Raw genomic sequence first — 18,450 nt, forward strand, 5'->3', positions numbered from 1 at the left:
GAGGATTCATATGGATGAAAAGAGCAAGTCCATCAACCAGGCAGAAGATAATATCCTGACGAATCGTCAAGGCCATCCGATCACAGACAACCAGAACTTGCGGACAGTTGGAAATCGCGGGCCAACCGTTCTGGAGAATTACGATTTTCTTGAAAAAATCACACATTTTGATCGGGAGAAAACACCTGAGCGTGTCGTGCATAGTCGAGGCGCAGGAGCACATGGCTATTTCGAAGCGTATGGAACCGTAGGTGGTGAGTCGATTTCTACGTACACGAGAGCAAAGCTGTTTTCGGAGCGTGGGAAAAAAACGCCTGTGTTTGTGCGGTTTTCTACGGTTAATCATGGGACACATTCGCCCGAAACATTGCGAGATCCACGTGGGTTCGCGGTGAAGTTTTATACGGAGGACGGGAACTGGGATCTGGTAGGCAATAACCTCAAAGTTTTTTTCATTCGGGATGCCATGAAGTTTCCTGATCTTGTCCATGCGTTCAAGCCTGATCCTGTCACAAACATTCAAGACGTGGAACGGATCTTTGACTTCATCTCGAACACGCCTGAGGCCATGCATATGATTACGTTTTTGTTCTCCCCGTGGGGAATACCAGCGAACTATCGACAAATGCAAGGCTCTGGCGTAAACACGTACAAGTGGGTAAACCATGAAGGAAAAGCGGTCCTGGTCAAATACCATTGGCAGCCGTTAGCGCAAGGAATTAAGAATTTGACACAAAAACAGGCGGAAGAGATCCAAGGGAAAAACTTCAATCATGCCACGCAGGACTTGTATGAAGCGATTGAGCGAGGAGAATATCCGGAGTGGGAAATGTGCGTCCAGATCATGAGTGATGACGATCATCCAGAACTCGATTTTGATCCGCTCGATCCAACGAAAATATGGCCTGAAGATCAGTTTCCGTTTCTTCCGGTGGGCAAAATGGTATTGAACAAAAACCCGGATAACTATTTTGCTGAAGTCGAGCAAGTAGCATTTGGGACAGGTGTTTTAGTGGATGGACTTGATTTCTCTGATGACAAGCTACTGCAAGGAAGGACCTTTTCTTACTCCGATACGCAACGGTATCGGGTTGGCGCCAACTATTTGCAGCTTCCGGTCAACGCTCCCAAAAAGCATGTCGCTACCAATCAGGAAGGCGGTCAAATGCTGTATCGAGTCGATCGGACGCAGCGGCATATTAACTATGAGCCATCAACGATTGGCGGATTGCAGGAAGCCAAGCAAGCAGCTCCTGATCATCAGCCAGAAGTGGAAGGGAAGGTCGTTCGTCAAAAAATTGATCGCACCAACGATTTCAAACAGGCGGGAGAACGATACCGCCTCTTGGAAGACTGGGAAAGAGAAGACCTCATTGCCAATCTGACGGATGCACTCCTCTCCTGTGACCCTCGCATTCAAGAGAAAATGCTTGGTTACTTCTCCCAATGTAACGAAGAGTACGGTCAACGTTTGAAAGCTGGAGTTGCACAGGGCAATGGCGGAAATCACAAAGAAATGGGCGGACCGATGGGAGCGACGAATCCTGGAGCGGCTGTCAAGGAAGCTGAACAGAAGTCTCGCCCGTCCAAGCCTTACTGATGACCCGAGTGAAAAACAAGACTGAATGAACAGCGGAGCTTTGCCGAATCTATGGTAGAGCTCTTTTTTTGTATCCGGTTGCAATTGCTACAGAAGTAGGGATCACGAAGCCACTTTGCATCAAAGGACGCTAAATAACAGTAACGCAATTCGAGTTTCCAGCGTCTTACATTTGTTTACATTTGACGATGGCGAGGAGACTCATGATGGTACAAAGAGAGAAATGGGTAGCAGTGTTGAGCTATACCGCGGTACTGTCCCTATTGACGACAGGGGGCGTTGTTGCTGCATCCCCTGCGAAGGCAGCTTCCCAAAAGGTTGAAGCAACGGTTAGCACGACGGGCAATACCGAGGTGAAGCTTCAGGCTTGCAGTCAAGATGATGCAAAAGCAGATCTATCGAATACAACGATGAAGTCTTGGAAACCTTTGGAGAATAAGCCGGTACTGGAAGGGATTACTGCCATTGCAACAGGCGTCATTTTTGATGAAGCAGGCTATGGGTGGAGGCCAGGCATTTCTTACGCCTTCACCGAGGATGGGCAAGTGTGGAAGTGGGGCTTTCAATCTGACAAGAAGTATGAACCGCACAAGCTAGCCGGGATCAAGGATGCCAAGCAAGTCATGACGGATTATGTCCTAACGAGCGCTGGTGAAGTATGGCAGATTGATGAGAAGAAAGCACCAGAAAAACTGGCCGGTTTGGATAAAATCAAGAACATTCAGCAGCTCGATCTTCATGAAGGCGTACTTTTTTTACTGAAAGAAGACGGTACTGTACTGAAATGGGAAAAAGGAGCGAAAGCAGCGGAAAAGGTGACGAAGCTCTCGAATATCCGTGACATGTATAGCTCTGCCTTTTCCTTGTTTCTAGTAGATGATGAAGGGAAGCTTCTTTATCTCGATGGCAAATCCGGAGAGCTGAACACTGAAAATCTACAGGTAATGGATATCCCAGGGAAAGTCAAACAGGTAGCCGTCGATTACACGGATCGCGCCCTGATCCAAACAGATAAGGGCGAGGTGTACAGCTACAATACAAAAGAAAATGAAAAAGTAGTGCGTGCTGCTCATGCAGATGGTGCCATGCGTATGGCAGTTGGCGGAGAAGGAATGTACCTAATCGTAAAAGTGGACGGAACTGTTTGGGGCTGGGGACATAATACACTAGGAATGCTCGGTGCGAATCTGGAAAATGAGCTCGAGGAGCCAGTTAAAATAACGGGTCTTTCTGATATTACGGACGTAAAAGCGGGCACCGACCATGTGATTGCTCTCGATAAAAAAGGAAACGTGTATTCATTTGGCAGCAATATGACAGGACAGTTGGGGCGAATCCCTGTTACCTTTGACACTTGGACGGAATTGGGCGAATTACGTGATGTAAAACAGGTAGTAACTGAGCTGGATCGACCGTACTTCGTTCGGAAGGATGGTTCTGTATGGGGTTTTGGCGCGGAGCGAGTGCCATATGAAGTAAAAGGACCTACGAAAGTAAAAACAATGGATAGCATCCTGGATTCTCCGGTTACCTTGAATGAGAACGGACAAATCCAGTTGTGGACCAGTGAATTTAGCAGCTGTCAAACATTGGCGTTGCCTTCTCGCATTAAGGATTTTGTTGGTGGGGAGGAGCATCTCTTGTTGCGTACGGAGGATGATAAATTCCTGACTGTGGAATTCAGCTTTGATTCTGCCGAACGCGGAGGGGTATATGTCATCACGAACCTGCGCCCACAAAAAGTGGAAACCCTCCAAATAGATTCAAAAATGGCTGCGGATGTGACCAAGCTTTATGCCAATCTTTATACGTTTTTTGCTGTGACGAAAAATGGTCAGGTATTGTACGCAGAACGGAAGAATAATGAACCGTTCACTTCATTTGCAACAATAGCTGGTTTGGAAGGAATTCGTGAGCTTGCGCCTGAATATTTTGTCCGTTATACAAAGGATACCGCATCCGTTTGGGCAATCAATGATGCAGGCAAGGCTCAGGAAATTCAGGTTTACCCTGAGAGTGAAGGAAAGGACGCTGGAGCTATCAAAGTGAAGCTGGAACCCAAAACGGAAGAAGGCATTGCGATGATGAGCGGACGTTTGCGGATTACGAAGGATGGGCAAATCTTCGAACACGAATGGGAACCGCTTCAAAAACAAAAAGTAGCGGCTCCCGTTAGACTGATTTCTTCTTCGTACGGCTATGCGATCGAAGGACCAGGCTCGCATTATCATGTGCTGGTCACTGAAGCTGATAAGATCGTATTGATTGGCGATAATCCATACGGAAAAGGTGAGCTTCACCCAGATAGGGTCAGACAATAAAAGAAGAAAAGTAACGGCACAGTGGGAATATTCTTTTTCTACTGTGCTTTTCATTTTTCCGTTTTTAGAAGTTGTGGAAAAAGATGGTTGACAGTTTGTATTTACAATTGTAATATTTTCATAGAAGCTGAATTTACATTTGTAAATCTAAGAGGTGATGTATGGATGAACAACATTCCGAAAATATCGGAGGCCGAGTGGGAAATCATGAAGGTGATCTGGCGAGATCATCCCGCGACAGCGGAACAAATCATTGAGCGTTTACCAGCCGATATCGAATGGACGGAGCAAACGGTACGCACGTTTTTGAACAGGCTGCTTAAAAAGAAGGCAATCAGCTATGAAAAATCGGGCCGCAGCTACCGATATTTCCCACTCGTTCAGGAAGATGAATGCAAACGGGCGGAAAGCGAATCCTTTTTGAAACGAGTATTTAACGGGGCAGTAGGCACGATGATGACCAATTTTCTCGAAGATGTGCAGCTATCCAACGAAGAAATCGATAAGCTGCAAAAAATATTGACGGAAAAACAAAAGAAAAAGCAGTGATGAGGGACCAATAAATGGATATTCTTGGGAATGTTTTTTTGTGGATGTGCTACACCTCGTTGGGAGCAAGCCTAGTAGCTATTTTGTTGGTAGCCATGAAAAAAGGGGTTCACAAAGCGATCAGCTGGCGTATGCACCATTTGTTATGGTTCATCGTTTTAGCCCGGCTAATGATTCCCGTGCTACCAGAGAGTTCATTTAGCCTCTTCACTTGGATATCCTGGGCGAGTACGAGCATGTCCGTCGAACAGCCGCTTTCTTTCTCCGCAGAACCACTACTACAGACAAACACACAATCGCCTGCCGTCATCTCAGATCTCTCACATGAATCAGAACACAATGAGAATACCCCAATACAAACCGAAGTTGTCAAGGATGCGGGGATAACTGAAAGATCCTCACATCCAGCTTACATCCAAATCATGGCTGTTGCCTGGCTTATCGGCGTAGTCATTTTGCTAGCAAGACTATTCATTTACCTGTATAACATGCACACCAAAGAACGCTTTTTGATGCGGGTGACAGATGAAAGAGTAACGACCATCATGAATGCGTGCAGAGAGAAGTTCGGTGTGAAAAGGCCAATGCCCGTATACACAGGAACACTGGCAAAAGGGCCGCTAATCTCGGGGATCTTATCACCATGGGTTTATTGTCCGAGGGATGTATACCAATCGTTGTCAGATGCCGAGCTGTATCACGTCTTTGCACATGAGCTCGCTCATCACAAGCGCAAAGATTTGCTGTGGAGCTTCCTCGGCTCCCTGGCACTCGCCATCCATTGGATGAATCCGCTTGTCTGGCTATGGATTCGAAAAATGAAGGCTGAAATGGAACTTGCCTGTGATGAATATGTTTTGGAGATTCTGGGGGAAAAAGAAGCGATTCCCTATGGCATGACACTCCTTTCATTTGCGAGACAGATCTCAGAGAAAAGACCCATGTCGTATCCGCTCTATTTTCACCATTCTCACCATATCAATCAAATGAAAAGGAGAATTCAAATGATTTCCACGTTCAAAAAAGGCTCCGCAAGGTTATCAGCTGTAGCCATTGCATGCGGGCTTGTTATTAGTGCAGTCACACTTACAAACGCAGCAGAGCCGTCAACACTTCGGATGCCTGTAAAACAGGATGAAAAATTGCGCCCCTTGTTTGAGGAAACACCCGTCACGGAGACGAATCGGCTGGAAAAAGCTGAAAAACTTAGTGGTTTTCCTTTCAAAGTTCCGTCTTATTTGCCACCAGAATTTACCTATCAAAACAGCCTTATCTATCACTATGAGGAATCTGAACCTTCGAATAACGGCGTGTTCCATTATTTCAAAGGTCCCGATACTAGTTTCAAAATAGTAACGAGCACAATCGAAAGGACCGAGAATTCTTTACACGTGAAATCGGAAGACGGTAGCATCCTCTCCACACTCTCAGCAGAAGAAGACCTATCTGCGAATGGAAAAACCGTAAAAGTTATCAAAAGAAAGACACCTTTTGATGATGGTTCGGTTGATCAAGACTCTCTTTATTTCTGGAAGGATGAAGGTCTCTATTACTCTATCGAAGGATATGACCTCTTAGAAAATGAGGAGATCATAAAAGTCATTGAATCGTTTCAAGCTCCAAATGAAGACCTGAGAAAAAGGTACGTCAATTACGACTTATTGAATTACAACATCCTTGATTTAGAGGATGTGGAGTACTTCTCAGGAATAATCGGCTTTGCACCAGCCTTTCCGTTGGAGCTCCCTGGAGGATACAAGGCAACAGATGCATATGTGAACAAGAAGCTCAATTTTAGTTATCCTGAAAACGAAGAGGATAAACAAAAGCGCACCATCCATCTCACGTTTGAAAATCCTGAAAAACCAAAAACGATTGTGTTGTTTGCCCAAATCAAGGACAAATCCATTGTGGAAAACATGAGAAAAACAAAAAAGATCCCTTTTGAGAGAATAGACGGGGAAAAATTTGAAGTTCCAGTCACCTCTTTGAACATCGGTGGCCAAGAAGTATTCCGCACAGTGCCGTATAAAATCGATGATACACTGAGTAGCCCAACGGATAAGTACAACCACACTTATTTTTGGTTAAAAGGAGATATCTGCTATAAAGTAACGTTTAAAGAAGTGGAAGAAGGAGCACAACAGCAAATGGTAGCAGCTCTGGTAAAGGAAAAAGCGATCGATTTGAAAAAGTAGCGGGAACATTTAGAGTCTGTACATAAATCGTGCCGACTCTTTCCTTTTTTGATCTTCCTTTGTAAAGCATTTCTAAACAGTAGATGGAATCATTTTGTAATTATTGATACAATGATGAGAGTCCCTTCGGGGGCTATTTTTTTAAGGAGGGTTTATCTGATGAAGAACATTACGTTCATCAAACATGTTTATGAAAAGCAACTGGGGGGTGAAATCTACTATGAACCCTAGTATTTTGAATGGCACCAGAAATCATCTAATCAACCAGCTAGTCTTTTTTGACGAGCAGTATTCACTCTTTTATGATCAATATGTACGCAATTATGGGAAAGAAAAGCAAGCCATCGACGAGATTGTCGATCGTTACAAGCAAACACTTGAAAGCCTTTTGGCTAAAGAAGACAGTGCACTCTTTCAATCGCTTAAAGCAATTACATTATTAGGCAGCAGCGTTAAAGTGCTATTTGAAGAAGATCAATTTGAGGAGTCATTTACTGTGGTGTATCCCACAGACATTGACCCGGATAACAACAGAATTTCATTCTTATCGCCCATAGGCAGGCAACTGCTGCTAGCGGCTCCACACGATTCTGTTGTGCTGGAAAGTCCGGTTGGCAGACAACAGGTGCAGGTTCGGGAGATAAGCTTTACATATATGGGGGGATTCTCGTCACCTTAGGAACCTCCCCATCACAAGGATCACATGAGAAGGCACTAACACGAGGTTAGTGCCTTTTTTTGTCCATTTTAGTAAAATACAAGAAAAGTAAGCTAAGGGAACAGGGGGAAAGACATTGCAAATCATGGCCTGTCCAACATGTGAGCAAGATGTGCAATGGGATATGAATCGCCTGCAAAAGCTGGAGGAGCGGTGGGTGATGGCTTGTAAAAATTGCTGTGATCCGTTTTTTAGCGTGTCAGAGGAAGAAAAGGAAATAATTCTTGAAGGTATACGATTGACGGAAGCGTATGTACCGGATATTATCCATGCTTATCATAGTGAGGATGTTAAGAATCTCCCTTCCAGGATTGGGTTCGAGAAACATGGGAAAATGGTTCTCTAGACACTAGTAATTTGTAGTGTCTTTTTTTATTTATTCAGGTAAAATTTAGTCGGATGATATTTCTGAAAAATAGAGTGAAAAGAAGGGATTTCATGATTGTTTTTGGGATGATAATTTGCATTTGGTTGTTATCTCTCTGGCTGCTGCCGATCCTACAACCTTATGTGGAAACTTTTCTGCTCTCCACTTATGGGGACAGATATAAAACGTACATTCCATATGAAATGACAGCCTTACATTATGTGGTATATGCCATGGCACTTGGTTTCATCCTTGGACTTCCTCTTGAAATCAAATACAAAAGGGCAAAATCAAAATGGCTCAAGAAACTCAAGTTTCATGAAAGCCTTGAGTCCGATAATATCCTGCTTATCCTTTCCCTTGCGCGTGATCAGCAGGGCTATGTGACAGCTGCGGATATCGCGTCCCAATCTACTCTTACGATAGAAAAAGCCCAGAATATTTTAAGTAAGCTTCAAAAAGACGGTTTCGCTGACCTAAGTGTAACCGAAAAGGGTGACATTCTCTATTATTTCGAGGGCTTTAGTGAAGGTGAGGTATGAGCGGCGAATGAAAAAATTTTCAGATCTCTTGGTGTTTCTTACTCAAATTATTTTCTTTCTTCTCATGCTTGCTTTGTTTGCTGGTTATTTTGTCGCTGGGGTTATCTATCAAATCTTAGATAACGCAATCTTCTTAGCAATCTTGATGTGTCTCATTTCCATTGGTTACGCGCTGTTTTACATGGAAGGAAAAAGGCTGTCAAAAAAGCAAATGCAACGAACACAGCAAGCTGTTGCCATGAAAGTCGCCAATCGAAATCATGGAGTCGTCTCTATTGCATCGTTTGCCCTGGAATCGCAGTTGCCGCTATCGCAGTGTGAGCAAATTCTAAAAGAGATGGAACGACTAAAGATTCTGAGGACGTCCTCCTTACCTGGCAAGATGGCGGTCTATCAGTTGGATGATTACGTATACAGACAAATGCCTTATGAAAGTAATGACAACAAGAAGGCTGATGATGAGGAAACGCAAAATGATTATGACGATGACGACGATTATGACTACGATGACGATGATGACAATTATGATGATGATGATGAAGATCACGACGATGATGAAACACAAGAGCTGGAACGAACGCAGCGTAAACGTAAAAAAAGAATTGTTGGTGGTGTATCCCTTACCGTTATCGGCACATTGGTTATGATCTCCGAAGAACAGATCTTACAAAACCTGAGTGAGTATCTCTATGCTACAATTACTGCACTTATCTTTCTTGTTTTAATCGGACGTTACCTATTATCCTCCCATCGAAAAGAGGATCAACGACATTCGGAACACAATGTTTTGGCGTATGTCATGGATAATGAAGGGGACCTTAATCAGAAAGAAATTCCTTATTATACAGAGGAAAGCTATCAATCGATCGAACCCATGATCGATAGATGGCACAAAAGAAACTACTGCTCGATTACGTATCAAGAAGATGGTGGAATCCTCTATCTCTTTCCGAATTATACGGATGAGTCGAAAGTGTACGATTATGACGAAGAGTATGAACCGATCCCTGCATGGATCGATAAAAGGACGAAATTTCTGCTGTTTAGCTGTTTAGCATTTGTCTTCAGCTATGTAGGCGGCTATGCCCTTGTACATTGGAACAGCCTTATCTTCATTCTCGCTTGTACCATTATAGGAGGAGTCTACGGTTATTTTGCCTTCTCAAAAGAACGGGAGCTAGAGAGAATCGAGCGAATCGCACTGCAAGTAGCTACAAAGAAAGGCGGTACTTTAGCTGTTTACGAGTTGGCTTATAATGCCAGGATCACCATGGATGAGGCAGCAACGTTTTTAGAAAAATGGGAGCAAACGGACATGGCGAGAAAAGTGTATTCGGAGGAAGACGCGCCAGTTTACGTGGTGAGTGGTGTCGTTACCAAAGAACAAAGACTACAGTCGGAGCATGTTTGAATACACTTCCATAATCTGCACATACTACCATTCACGAAAATAATCACAACCAGAGGTGAACAGCATGGCACGTTCGAATCCCTTGGTGAATGGACAAGCTCGTGCAGCATTAGACCAATTAAAGTACGAGATCGCTGCTGAATTTGGGGTTGAGTTGGGCGCAGATACGTCGGCACGCCAAAATGGCTCTGTCGGCGGAGAGATGACGAAGCGTTTGGTACAATACGCGGAACAGCAAATGTTTCGCCTGTAATCCCTCCTTGTGAGGGATTTTTCTTTTGCTTACATAAGTTGTACTGACAGAGGCATTGGTGAAGGTCGATGACGAATTGTTTACCGAAAGGGCAAGTGTCTATACAACCAGACGGGCGATCACGTATGGATAAAGGGAGGGGTATTTTGAGGGAAAGGAGTGAGGACATGCCGATCAACAAGAAAAATCCTAAGAGTAGAAGGCCGATTCTTAACCATCGAGGCTCCTTGAAAAAGTCGAGAGCATCACTTCCGCTCCTCTTTGTCGCACCGAAGGAACAGATGCGGCCTCTGGAAGGTGCCATAGATAAGCAGAAAGTGTTTCGCTCCAAAAAACCTAAGCGCAAACGAAAGCATGCGCCTCCACCTCCGGTCAATCAAACAGCTACCGAACAAGTCTCCCCGCATCCCGTTACCACCACCCCTATGGAGGCCAAGGATCCTCCGCAAGAAAACAACAAGGCTCAACAAGAACTGATTCAAGCAAAAGTAGTCTACGTGGAACGTACGGGTCAATCGTTCATGCAGGTTGCTTTCCTAGAAGAAATTTGGGACGTAGAGTGGACCCATTCCTTCCGCGTTCCCTGGAAGCTTGAGTGGAAAGAGGTGGAATGCCAAAGTAAGATTGATGTCCAGCACGTTCGCCACGATGATAGCAAAAAGATTGTCTGGCTGTCAGGTGAGTTGGAAATCAAAGGTTTGGGGGTCACTGTTCATTCGGAAAAATTAGAGCATGAAACGATTCGCCTTCCATTTAACTCGACAGTATTACGACCATCCTTACCGCAAGCAAATGTAGGAACAAGCGCACATGTACTCACAGCACCAGCTTGTCCGACGAATAGATGGGTAGAGACGGGAGAATGGCAAATCACAGTTGTGGCAGATCCGCTAACCCATCCGCAATCAGAATGGAAGGAGTTCAGCGGCTTGGCAACCATTAGCGGTCGTGTATGGTGGTATCGGAAGCAGCTGGTTCCCGTTCCGCCTCCATACATAGCGAAAAAGGTAAACAGTCTTTTCTAGAAAAAAGGGCAGATAACGCTTGGCATCAGCCAAATCCATCTAGAATCTAGTCCATATAATATAAAGAGAGTAAGTTGGTGATAAAGGAGTGAGTAAAAATGGGTATACATGGCGATGGCTGTAAATGTGGCCAAACTGAAGTTACGCAAAATAGCTGCACGGTGGATAATGCCCGTGTGTTCGGAATGGCTTCAACCGAAACCATTTTTCCTAAAACGATTAAAGTACCCGTAACGTTGGCAGAAACGGCTGTTGTCGTATGTGTGGAGGCTAATGTCCATTTGGAGAGGCCTGCACTTGAGATCATTCGGGTATTGAAGAGTGTCATTTTGGAGCAATGTGAGCTGGTTCCTACATTTAACCCGTTGTCTGCAAAGTTGTTCGTCAGTGGTTTTATTCGCAAAAATATCGAGTACACCACAGTCGACCAAGTAACAGGAACTGCAGTGTGCGGTGATGTCCGACATACAACGGCTCTGATACCATTCGATTTCTGTACGGATCTGACCTTTCCGGCTACAGGACCGACTTTGCAACTGGCACCAGATTTCGAGTCACACGGAGAATATTTGAATAAATCAGGGCATGCGGCAAAGATTAACGTAGGTTTGTTCGGCAACCGAAAAGTTTACAACGAGAGACCATATTGTGAGCTGGTATTCACGGAATTCACCGAATTAGACATCGGTTTGGAAAATAAGCGGTGCAAAGACACAACCAAAACATTCTCGACCGTCCGTGAAAAAATCGTACTGCGTCTTGGTATAAAAGTTTTGCAGGATCAACAAGTTCCTATTCCAACACCACCACCACCGACACATCCTCCAAAACCGACATTTCCGCCACCTTGCAAACCGATATGTCCACCTAAGAAAAAATGGTAGCATAGCTGTAGGAAAAAAACATAGAAAAAGGGCAGATGAGACTTCCAGTAGCGTTATACTTGCTGACTGGTAGTCTCATTTTGTTTAGGCAAGCGATGCTTTTCGTCAAAAGCAGGTCTAAAATCAACGAAAATACATATATCGATTCGTAATCAAAAACGATATGGATACTCTGCCATTCTGGCATATAATTGGGATAGCAATCTCATACGAGGAGGATCTTTGCTGCGTGAAAATAAGCGAATTATCACAATTAACCAATGTCAGTACCCGGTCAATCCGCCATTATGAAGAAAAAGGCTTGCTACAGGCAGAACGACTGGAAAATGATTACCGTTATTTCAATGAATCGGCAGTCAACCGTGTCAAGATGATTCAACTGTACTTGAAGCTGGGCTTAACAGCAGATGAAATCAGAATGGTGTTCCGAGGGGAAGTGGCATCTCCCGACGATTACGAATATTGCGAGGAAATGCTGGCGATTTATGAACAAAAGCTCAGCAAAGTGAACGAACAGATTGAGGCACTCCAAGAGTGGAAAAAAACGTTGGAGAGGCAAATATCCATTACACGTGGAAAAAAGGTTACGAATTAGTTCATAGTCACGGCCCCGAAGCGATCAGCTGCTCCGGGGCCGTCTTTTTACAAGGAATGCAAGTTTTGCCCGATGCCACCATCCACAGTTAGCCTAGCACCAGTCGTAAAGGTAGCGTCAAAAGCGAGGAAAAGCACCGCTCTTGCCACTTCTTCTGATGAACCATGACGTTTCATGGGTGTAACCTTGTCGCCAAGCTCCTGGAAGGTAACGCGTTCTGCCTCTGTGAAACCGGCAACTCCCATGGAAGGTGTATCAATGAAACCTGGACTCACGACATTGACGCGAATGCCCTTGTCTAGCAACTCCACCGCAAAACCGGAGGCCAAGGAACGCAATGCCGCTTTGGACGCACTATATACGCTCATGCCGGGGTAGCCGCCTTCATCTGCTACGGAAGATGTAAATACGATCGAACCGCCTTCATGAATAAGTGGCGCCAAGCGCTGAACGGTGAAAAATGCCCCTTTCGTATTTACCTCAAAAATCCGATCATAGGTCTCTTCAGTGACTTCCATAAATGGTTCCAGAATGGAAGTACCTGCATTTACATGGAGAAAATCGATCTTGCCAAAATGCTTTTCAACATACTCTCCGAATGCTTGCACATCCTTCATACTCGAGACATCAGACACCACAACATGTGCCCGTTCTCCCAGCTCACGTTTTGCTTCCTCGGCATTTTTCGGATTGCGGCCTGAGACAATGACTTCGGCCCCGCCTGCAAGCAATGCTTTTGCCACAGCCAAGCCCATACCATGTGTACCGCCAGTTATGACAGCTTTTTTCCCTGTATAGTTGTTCATTTTGTTCCTCCTTGAGTGAATGAGATCCCTTTCTGAATGTAGTCTAAACGTTCACGCTAATGTGAAGGTCAAGGGCTTATAGAGGAAAAAGAGGGGTTCACCTCTCCAAAATTTAGATAGTCGGTATACCGGAAAGAAAACCTGTTGTGTAATTTTTGAAAAGGAGTGTGTGGAATGAAAAACAGACGCTTCACGAAGGGAGAGGGAGATTAATACTAGAGGTATATGTTGCAGCTCCTTGGGATCAATCAGCACCAAGATGTTACGGAAATTAGATGCAATAGACTATTACCATAATTATTTTCTCTTTAAAAACTGAATAAATTTTTTTAGACCTTGTGGTTGCTGTTTTCTATGTTTGATTAGAAAATCAATCTTGATTGTTTCAGACAGTTCTTTATATCGAATTAATTGTACTTCTGTTCGATTTTTTGCAACGTCTGCCGGTATTATACTGATACCAAGCCCATCTTGAACTGCTTGCAGAATAGATTCAAGTGAATCAAACTCCATGATAGTCGGATCATAAAAGTTATTCTCCTTGGAAAATTCTAATGTTTTGTTTCTATATATGCAATTTGGATCACTATTAACAATTAACGTTTGTTCATGCTTCTTTTCAAAATGACTATGTTGAGGTAAAACGAGTACGAGTTTCTCAAAATAACTATAAACGGTTTCGAACTGTGGGTAATTATTTGCATCATTTATAAAAATACCATCAAGTTCTCCATAGGAAAGCATTTCCTGTAACTTTTTCTTATCATGTGTTTTTACTTTTACATCGATATTTTTATGTTCCCTTAAAAAAGAAGAAAATAGCTGAGGAATTCTAACTGCAGAAATCGTTTGGGATGCACCAATTGTTAAAGGTTCCCTCCATTTTTGGGGGTTAATTAATGACTTGGCTTCATCCATTAATTTTATAATTTGATTTGTATAATCTAATAAAACTTTTCCTTCCTCGGTCAATGTTACTCCTCTATTATTACGCACAAATAATCTAGCACCTAGTTCATCTTCTAAGCTCTTAATTCGCTGACTGACATTAGGTTGTACATAGCCCAATTTTTCTGCGGCTCTAGATACTGATTGCAGTTCTGCAACATGTTTAAAAATCCACAAATCATGACTTTCCAAGAATAACATTCCTCTCATTGGTATCATTTAAAATGATACCTTCTTCATTATTCAGAATTATACTCCTCATATTAATAAAAGCATAATAGAACATATAAATGAAACAAAGTAAGGAGGATTTAGAGTGGAATTAAAAGATAAAGTAGTTATTATAACCGGCGGTGGTACTGGTATTGGTAGAGCAACCGCTTTGAAAATAGCTGCTGCTGGTGCAAAAGTTGTTATTAATTATAGCCGATCGGGAAAAGAAGCTGCCGAAGTCGTCAATGAAATTACACAGAAAGGGGGAGCAGCATTTGCTTATAGAGCGAATGTAGCGATAGAAAACGAAGTGATCAATATGGTATCCCAAGCTGTTTCAACATTTGGGAAGGTCGATGGTTTAGTAAACAATGCGAGTATTACGGCTCAAATAGCTATGGATGACTTAGTCGCCGTAACAGATGAAGTGTGGGATTCCCTTCTCAATGTAAATGTAAAAGGGATGTTTCATTGCATAAAAGCTGTTGTTCCTTATATGAAAAAGCAACAATCGGGTGTAATTTTTAATATAGGAAGCGTTGCAGGAACGACTGGAATAGGCTCATCTATCCCATATGCAGCAACAAAATCAGCAATCCACACTATGACAAGGTCGCTAGCTATCGCATTAGCACCTTATATCAGAGTGAATTGTATATCTCCTGGTGCAGTTGATACAAGGTGGTGGTCTGGTCATGAAGAAAAGATGTATAAACTTACAGGCAATTTACCACTTAAGAGAATTTCAACACCTAATGATATTGCAGAGGCTATTCTTTTTCAACTGACTCAAGAATCTGTTACAGGCCAAGTTTTTACAATCGATAATGGTCAAACACTTTAAACATCTTCTACAAACAATCGAGGCATGAAAGGATATTAGGGCAGAAGGATGTAGACTGAACAGTAAAATCAAAACAGTGGTAGTCTTGGACGAGAAAATAAAGTCCTAGACTTACCACTGCTTTACTGAACATTCGATCCGGTAGCACCCTTCCATCGGGCATTTGTCTGTGATTCCATTTATGCTTTGGTCTCTTCTTCAAGGATAAGTGCGTGAACAATTCCTGGACCGTGAACGCCAATGGTTAAGTCGTTCTCAATATCAGCTGAACGGCTGGGACCGGAAATAAAGTGAACGCCCGCAGGCATTTTGACGTTATTCCATTTGTTGATTTCCTGTAGAGCTTCACCCATACGTGTTTTGATATTTTCAGTTCGAATGACAGCCATAAAAATGGTGGGCAGTAGGCTGAGAGAGCGGCCTTTTGACGCTGAAGAAGTCATTACGATTGTACCAGTATGGGCAATAGCAAAATCTGCAATCGAAATCCCAATATCAGCATGCGCCGCTTTACTCAGCAAATCAGATTCTTCCTGTTTCCGCCATATCGTCATCTCTACACCATTAAATGAGCCGTCCTGGTGCATGCTTTGAAAAAGGGCGTGGTCTTCGTGAATGATTCGTTTTGCTTCAAAGGTTTGGACTACTTCAGCGATATATGAGCAAAGCGCTTCTGGAGAAGAAAAGCGTTTAGCGACACCGCCAAGCATCTCCCAATTTTTAATAAATAGGTCTATTCTTTCATCAGAGCTGAGATGGTACATTTTCCAAAAGTCCGGAACACCGCGAACGGGTTGTGGGGGAGGAGTGGTCATCCGGCTTCTGCCTAACCGATTTGCGATCGTGTTGAAGAATTGTGCTTCTTTTTCATTGTGACTCATGTGTGTCCCCCCGTTTTTTCAGGATGTCGGCTAGACGATCTTTCATTTCCGGACCCATTTCTTGCAATTCAAACTGAAGTTCAGTATCAAGCGCTTTCCACGTATCTCGGAAGGAGTGTTGGGCAAGTTTTGGTGCGTAACGATAGGTATTCCAACCCTTTAAAGGTCCGATTTTGGCTGTGATCACTCCACCTTTGACAAAAGGCTTTTGTCCCAGTTGGCTGATTCGCAGAATTCGATGGAACAGCCTGTGGTTGGAAGAAATAAATGTAAAGGCTTTCATTCCCAGTTGTTCCGCTTTCTTTGTCAAAGCTTCTTCCACATTTCGTCTACGCTGATAGACGAGCATATCATGCAGCGGTATTTTGACGGGACAGGCTTCATAGCAGGCCCCACATAGGCTGGATGCATTCGCCAATTCCTTGTCTTCATGCAGGAGAGGAGTCAGTACGGCGCCAATCGGACCACTGTACACCCAACCATACGCATGTCCGCCTACATGTCGATAGACAGGGCAAGCATTTAGACATGCTCCGCAGCGGATGCAGTTTAAAACCTCCTGAAATTCGGGATCTCCCAGCTGCTTAGAACGGCCGTTGTCAATAATTACTACGTGTAACTCCTCTGGTCCGTCGGAGTCATCTGAGCGGCGAGGCCCATTTATCAACGACATGTATACCGTCAGCTTTTGCCCTGTAGCGGCACGCGGCAGCAAGGTAGCCATTACTTCAAGATCTTCCAAAGAGGGAATGATTCTTTCCATGCCCATGAAGGTGATCTGTGTTTTAGGAACCGTGCTTACCATGCGGGCATTTCCTTCATTGGAAAACAATGCAATGGACCCTGTTTCCGCGATAGCAAAGTTGCATCCAGTCATCCCAATCTCGGCCTCAAGGAATTTCTCCCGCAGCTTGGATCGGGCAAAGCCTGCCAGAACAGCAGTATCTGCTGGTAAGCGCTTTCCAGCCACGTTTGAAAATAGCTCTGCTACTTGCTCTTTGTTTTTGTGAATGGCGGGAATGATTATATGGGAGGGAGTCTCACCAGCGAGTTGAATAATATATTCTCCTAAGTCCGTTTCCACCACTTCGATTCCATGTTGTTCAAACACTTGATTAATATGCACTTCTTCAGAAAGCATCGATTTTGATTTGACAACGGATCGAGTATGTTTTTCTTTCACGATATTCATTGTGATTTCTATAGCTTCTTTGGCATCAGAGGCGAAATGTACATGCCCACCTAACGCTCGCACATTATTTACGAACAGCGACAGGTAGTAGTCTAAGTGTGCAATTGTATGCAGGCGAATCTGCCGTCCTTGTTCACGCCATTCTTCCCAGTTACCCAACTCGTCAGTTGCTGTAACTTTGTTTGTTCTTAGTCTTTCTGTTGTGAATTTTACGGCATTTCGTAAAAAATTATCGTTTAGTGCAGTTAGTGCGCGTTCATTTAAAGTTGCGGTTGAGGATGTTTTTGCGTTCATACCCTCTCTTTCACCCCTTCATACAATAGCTCTGCCAGATGCATTACGCGAATCGGATGTCCAGCATGGTGTAAACGTCCGGAGATATTTGTTAGACAGCCCATATCAAGGCCCACCAGGACTTCTGCTTTGGTTTCCAGCACATGTTCTGCTTTTTCCGTAACCATCGCACCGGAGACGTCGGAGACCTTTATGGCAAAAGTTCCTCCGAATCCGCAGCAATCTTCCGCAAAAGGAAGGGGCACGAACTCCAAGCCTTTTACCTGGGAGAGCAGAATGTGAGGCTCGTCTTTGACGCCAAGTAAACGGCTGCCGTGGCAGGAGGGATGATAGGTGACGCGGTGGGGGAAGAGGGCACCGATATCCGTCACCCCGAGCACATGAACGAGAAACTGCGAGAACTCATAGCTTTTACCAATGAGATCATGGGCCATTGCCAGATATTTCGGATCTTCTTTAAATAGAGTAGGGTAGTGGTGATGAATCATCCCGATACACGAACCGGATGGAGCAACCACAAAATCGCTGTCTGCGAATGCATGAATAATTGTTTTTGCGCCTTCTCTAGCGGTATCCCAAAACCCACTGTTAAAAGCTGGTTGGCCACAACACACTTGCAGTTCGGGAAAATCCAGCTTGATGCCATATCTGGCGAGAAGTCGTGCCATTGCTTCGCCCACTTTAGGATAAAAAGCATCTGATAGACAAGTAATAAACATTGATACTTTCATTCATTCAGCTCCCTTTCGAATGTGTTAGCCATAATGATCTATAATCTGTATGGTCATGATGTCATCTGATGACTTGGT

The 18,450-nt window shown here is 43.9% G+C and carries 17 protein-coding genes and 1 pseudogene; 13 read left to right on the forward strand and 5 right to left on the reverse strand.

All coding sequences use genetic code 11. The annotated features are described in order from the left end of the window. Window positions 1–10: 10 nt before the first annotated feature. From HP401_RS30570 to HP401_RS30625, 12 genes and pseudogenes are all read left to right on the forward strand, one after another. Entirely contained in the window at window positions 11–1,600 is a 1,590-nt protein-coding gene (locus HP401_RS30570) for a catalase (protein WP_173606071.1), read from the forward strand. A gap of 1,112 nt (window positions 1,601–2,712) precedes the next feature. Beyond that, window positions 2,713–2,901: pseudogene (locus HP401_RS35730) on the forward strand (RCC1 domain-containing protein); the annotation flags it as partial. Window positions 2,902–4,086: 1,185 nt separating this feature from the next. Further along, window positions 4,087–4,470 carry a BlaI/MecI/CopY family transcriptional regulator gene (locus HP401_RS30580; protein ID WP_015891363.1) on the forward strand — a complete coding sequence of 128 codons (384 nt, stop codon included), beginning with the start codon at window positions 4,087–4,089 and terminating at the stop codon, window positions 4,468–4,470. 14 nt (window positions 4,471–4,484) lie between these two features. After that, entirely contained in the window at window positions 4,485–6,668 is a 2,184-nt protein-coding gene (locus HP401_RS30585; protein WP_173606072.1) for a M56 family metallopeptidase, read from the forward strand. Between the two features lie 220 nt (window positions 6,669–6,888). After that, on the forward strand, window positions 6,889–7,347 hold the full coding sequence (locus tag HP401_RS30590; protein ID WP_035985656.1) for a GreA/GreB family elongation factor: 459 nt from the start codon (window positions 6,889–6,891) through the stop codon (window positions 7,345–7,347). A 124-nt stretch (window positions 7,348–7,471) separates the two neighbouring features. Next, window positions 7,472–7,732 (forward strand): hypothetical protein, encoded by a 261-nt coding sequence (locus tag HP401_RS30595; protein ID WP_254457116.1) that lies wholly within the window; start codon window positions 7,472–7,474, stop codon window positions 7,730–7,732. A 92-nt stretch (window positions 7,733–7,824) separates the two neighbouring features. Then, window positions 7,825–8,295: a MarR family transcriptional regulator gene (locus HP401_RS30600; RefSeq protein ID WP_173606074.1), complete on the forward strand. Its 471-nt coding sequence runs from the start codon at window positions 7,825–7,827 to the stop codon at window positions 8,293–8,295. A 7-nt stretch (window positions 8,296–8,302) separates the two neighbouring features. Then, on the forward strand, window positions 8,303–9,706 hold the full coding sequence (locus HP401_RS30605) for a DNA primase (RefSeq protein WP_173606075.1): 1,404 nt from the start codon (window positions 8,303–8,305) through the stop codon (window positions 9,704–9,706). Window positions 9,707–9,770: 64 nt separating this feature from the next. Further along, on the forward strand, window positions 9,771–9,959 hold the full coding sequence (locus HP401_RS30610; RefSeq protein ID WP_173606076.1) for an alpha/beta-type small acid-soluble spore protein: 189 nt from the start codon (window positions 9,771–9,773) through the stop codon (window positions 9,957–9,959). 167 nt (window positions 9,960–10,126) lie between these two features. Further along, the gene (locus tag HP401_RS30615) at window positions 10,127–10,984 is read left to right on the forward strand and encodes a hypothetical protein (RefSeq protein ID WP_173606077.1); all 858 of its coding nucleotides are present in this window, start codon (window positions 10,127–10,129) and stop codon (window positions 10,982–10,984) included. 98 nt (window positions 10,985–11,082) lie between these two features. Beyond that, the gene (locus HP401_RS30620; protein WP_173606078.1) at window positions 11,083–11,868 is read left to right on the forward strand and encodes a CsxC family protein; all 786 of its coding nucleotides are present in this window, start codon (window positions 11,083–11,085) and stop codon (window positions 11,866–11,868) included. Window positions 11,869–12,097: 229 nt separating this feature from the next. Then, the gene (locus tag HP401_RS30625; protein WP_172138714.1) at window positions 12,098–12,463 is read left to right on the forward strand and encodes a MerR family transcriptional regulator; all 366 of its coding nucleotides are present in this window, start codon (window positions 12,098–12,100) and stop codon (window positions 12,461–12,463) included. Window positions 12,464–12,510: 47 nt separating this feature from the next. Here the strand turns inward: HP401_RS30625 and HP401_RS30630 are convergent, their stop codons facing one another. Both HP401_RS30630 and HP401_RS30635 read right to left on the reverse strand, forming a co-directional pair. After that, a complete protein-coding gene (locus HP401_RS30630) occupies window positions 12,511–13,269 on the reverse strand; it encodes an SDR family oxidoreductase (RefSeq protein WP_173606079.1) in 759 nt (252 codons plus the stop codon). 297 nt (window positions 13,270–13,566) lie between these two features. Then, the gene (locus HP401_RS30635) at window positions 13,567–14,409 is read right to left on the reverse strand and encodes a LysR family transcriptional regulator (RefSeq protein WP_173606080.1); all 843 of its coding nucleotides are present in this window, start codon (window positions 14,407–14,409) and stop codon (window positions 13,567–13,569) included. 124 nt (window positions 14,410–14,533) lie between these two features. Between HP401_RS30635 and HP401_RS30640 the strand changes: the two genes are divergently transcribed. After that, complete coding sequence (locus HP401_RS30640) at window positions 14,534–15,274, forward strand: SDR family NAD(P)-dependent oxidoreductase (RefSeq protein ID WP_173606081.1); 741 nt, start codon at window positions 14,534–14,536, stop codon at window positions 15,272–15,274. A gap of 179 nt (window positions 15,275–15,453) precedes the next feature. Here HP401_RS30640 and HP401_RS30645 read toward each other — a convergent pair whose 3' ends face one another. From HP401_RS30645 to HP401_RS30655, 3 genes are read right to left on the reverse strand one after another with little or no spacing between them, the layout of a single operon-like run. Beyond that, window positions 15,454–16,155: a LutC/YkgG family protein gene (locus HP401_RS30645; RefSeq protein WP_173606082.1), complete on the reverse strand. Its 702-nt coding sequence runs from the start codon at window positions 16,153–16,155 to the stop codon at window positions 15,454–15,456. Further along, a complete protein-coding gene (locus tag HP401_RS30650) occupies window positions 16,142–17,641 on the reverse strand; it encodes a LutB/LldF family L-lactate oxidation iron-sulfur protein (RefSeq protein WP_173606083.1) in 1,500 nt (499 codons plus the stop codon). The genes HP401_RS30645 and HP401_RS30650 overlap by 14 nt, the downstream gene beginning before the upstream one ends. After that, entirely contained in the window at window positions 17,638–18,372 is a 735-nt protein-coding gene (locus HP401_RS30655; RefSeq protein WP_173606084.1) for a (Fe-S)-binding protein, read from the reverse strand. The genes HP401_RS30650 and HP401_RS30655 overlap by 4 nt, the downstream gene beginning before the upstream one ends. Window positions 18,373–18,450: the final 78 nt, after the last annotated feature.

It is taken from the genome of Brevibacillus sp. HB2.2 (assembly GCF_013284275.1).
GTDB lineage: Bacteria > Bacillota > Bacilli > Brevibacillales > Brevibacillaceae > Brevibacillus > Brevibacillus brevis_D.

What these genes read in the sequence shown, in the direction of transcription:
- HP401_RS30570 (WP_173606071.1), top strand. Translation starts at nt 11, where the DNA reads ATGGATGAAAAGAGCAAGTCCATCAACCAGGCAGAAGATAATATCCTG.
- HP401_RS30580 (WP_015891363.1), top strand. Translation starts at nt 4,087, where the DNA reads ATGAACAACATTCCGAAAATATCGGAGGCCGAGTGGGAAATCATGAAG.
- HP401_RS30585 (WP_173606072.1), top strand. Translation starts at nt 4,485, where the DNA reads ATGGATATTCTTGGGAATGTTTTTTTGTGGATGTGCTACACCTCGTTG.
- HP401_RS30590 (WP_035985656.1), top strand. Translation starts at nt 6,889, where the DNA reads ATGAACCCTAGTATTTTGAATGGCACCAGAAATCATCTAATCAACCAG.
- HP401_RS30595 (WP_254457116.1), top strand. Translation starts at nt 7,472, where the DNA reads ATGGCCTGTCCAACATGTGAGCAAGATGTGCAATGGGATATGAATCGC.
- HP401_RS30600 (WP_173606074.1), top strand. Translation starts at nt 7,825, where the DNA reads ATGATTGTTTTTGGGATGATAATTTGCATTTGGTTGTTATCTCTCTGG.
- HP401_RS30605 (WP_173606075.1), top strand. Translation starts at nt 8,303, where the DNA reads ATGAAAAAATTTTCAGATCTCTTGGTGTTTCTTACTCAAATTATTTTC.
- HP401_RS30610 (WP_173606076.1), top strand. Translation starts at nt 9,771, where the DNA reads ATGGCACGTTCGAATCCCTTGGTGAATGGACAAGCTCGTGCAGCATTA.
- HP401_RS30615 (WP_173606077.1), top strand. Translation starts at nt 10,127, where the DNA reads ATGCCGATCAACAAGAAAAATCCTAAGAGTAGAAGGCCGATTCTTAAC.
- HP401_RS30620 (WP_173606078.1), top strand. Translation starts at nt 11,083, where the DNA reads ATGGGTATACATGGCGATGGCTGTAAATGTGGCCAAACTGAAGTTACG.
- HP401_RS30630 (WP_173606079.1), bottom strand. Translation starts at nt 13,269, where the DNA reads ATGAACAACTATACAGGGAAAAAAGCTGTCATAACTGGCGGTACACAT.
- HP401_RS30645 (WP_173606082.1), bottom strand. Translation starts at nt 16,155, where the DNA reads ATGAGTCACAATGAAAAAGAAGCACAATTCTTCAACACGATCGCAAAT.
- HP401_RS30650 (WP_173606083.1), bottom strand. Translation starts at nt 17,641, where the DNA reads ATGAACGCAAAAACATCCTCAACCGCAACTTTAAATGAACGCGCACTA.
- HP401_RS30655 (WP_173606084.1), bottom strand. Translation starts at nt 18,372, where the DNA reads ATGAAAGTATCAATGTTTATTACTTGTCTATCAGATGCTTTTTATCCT.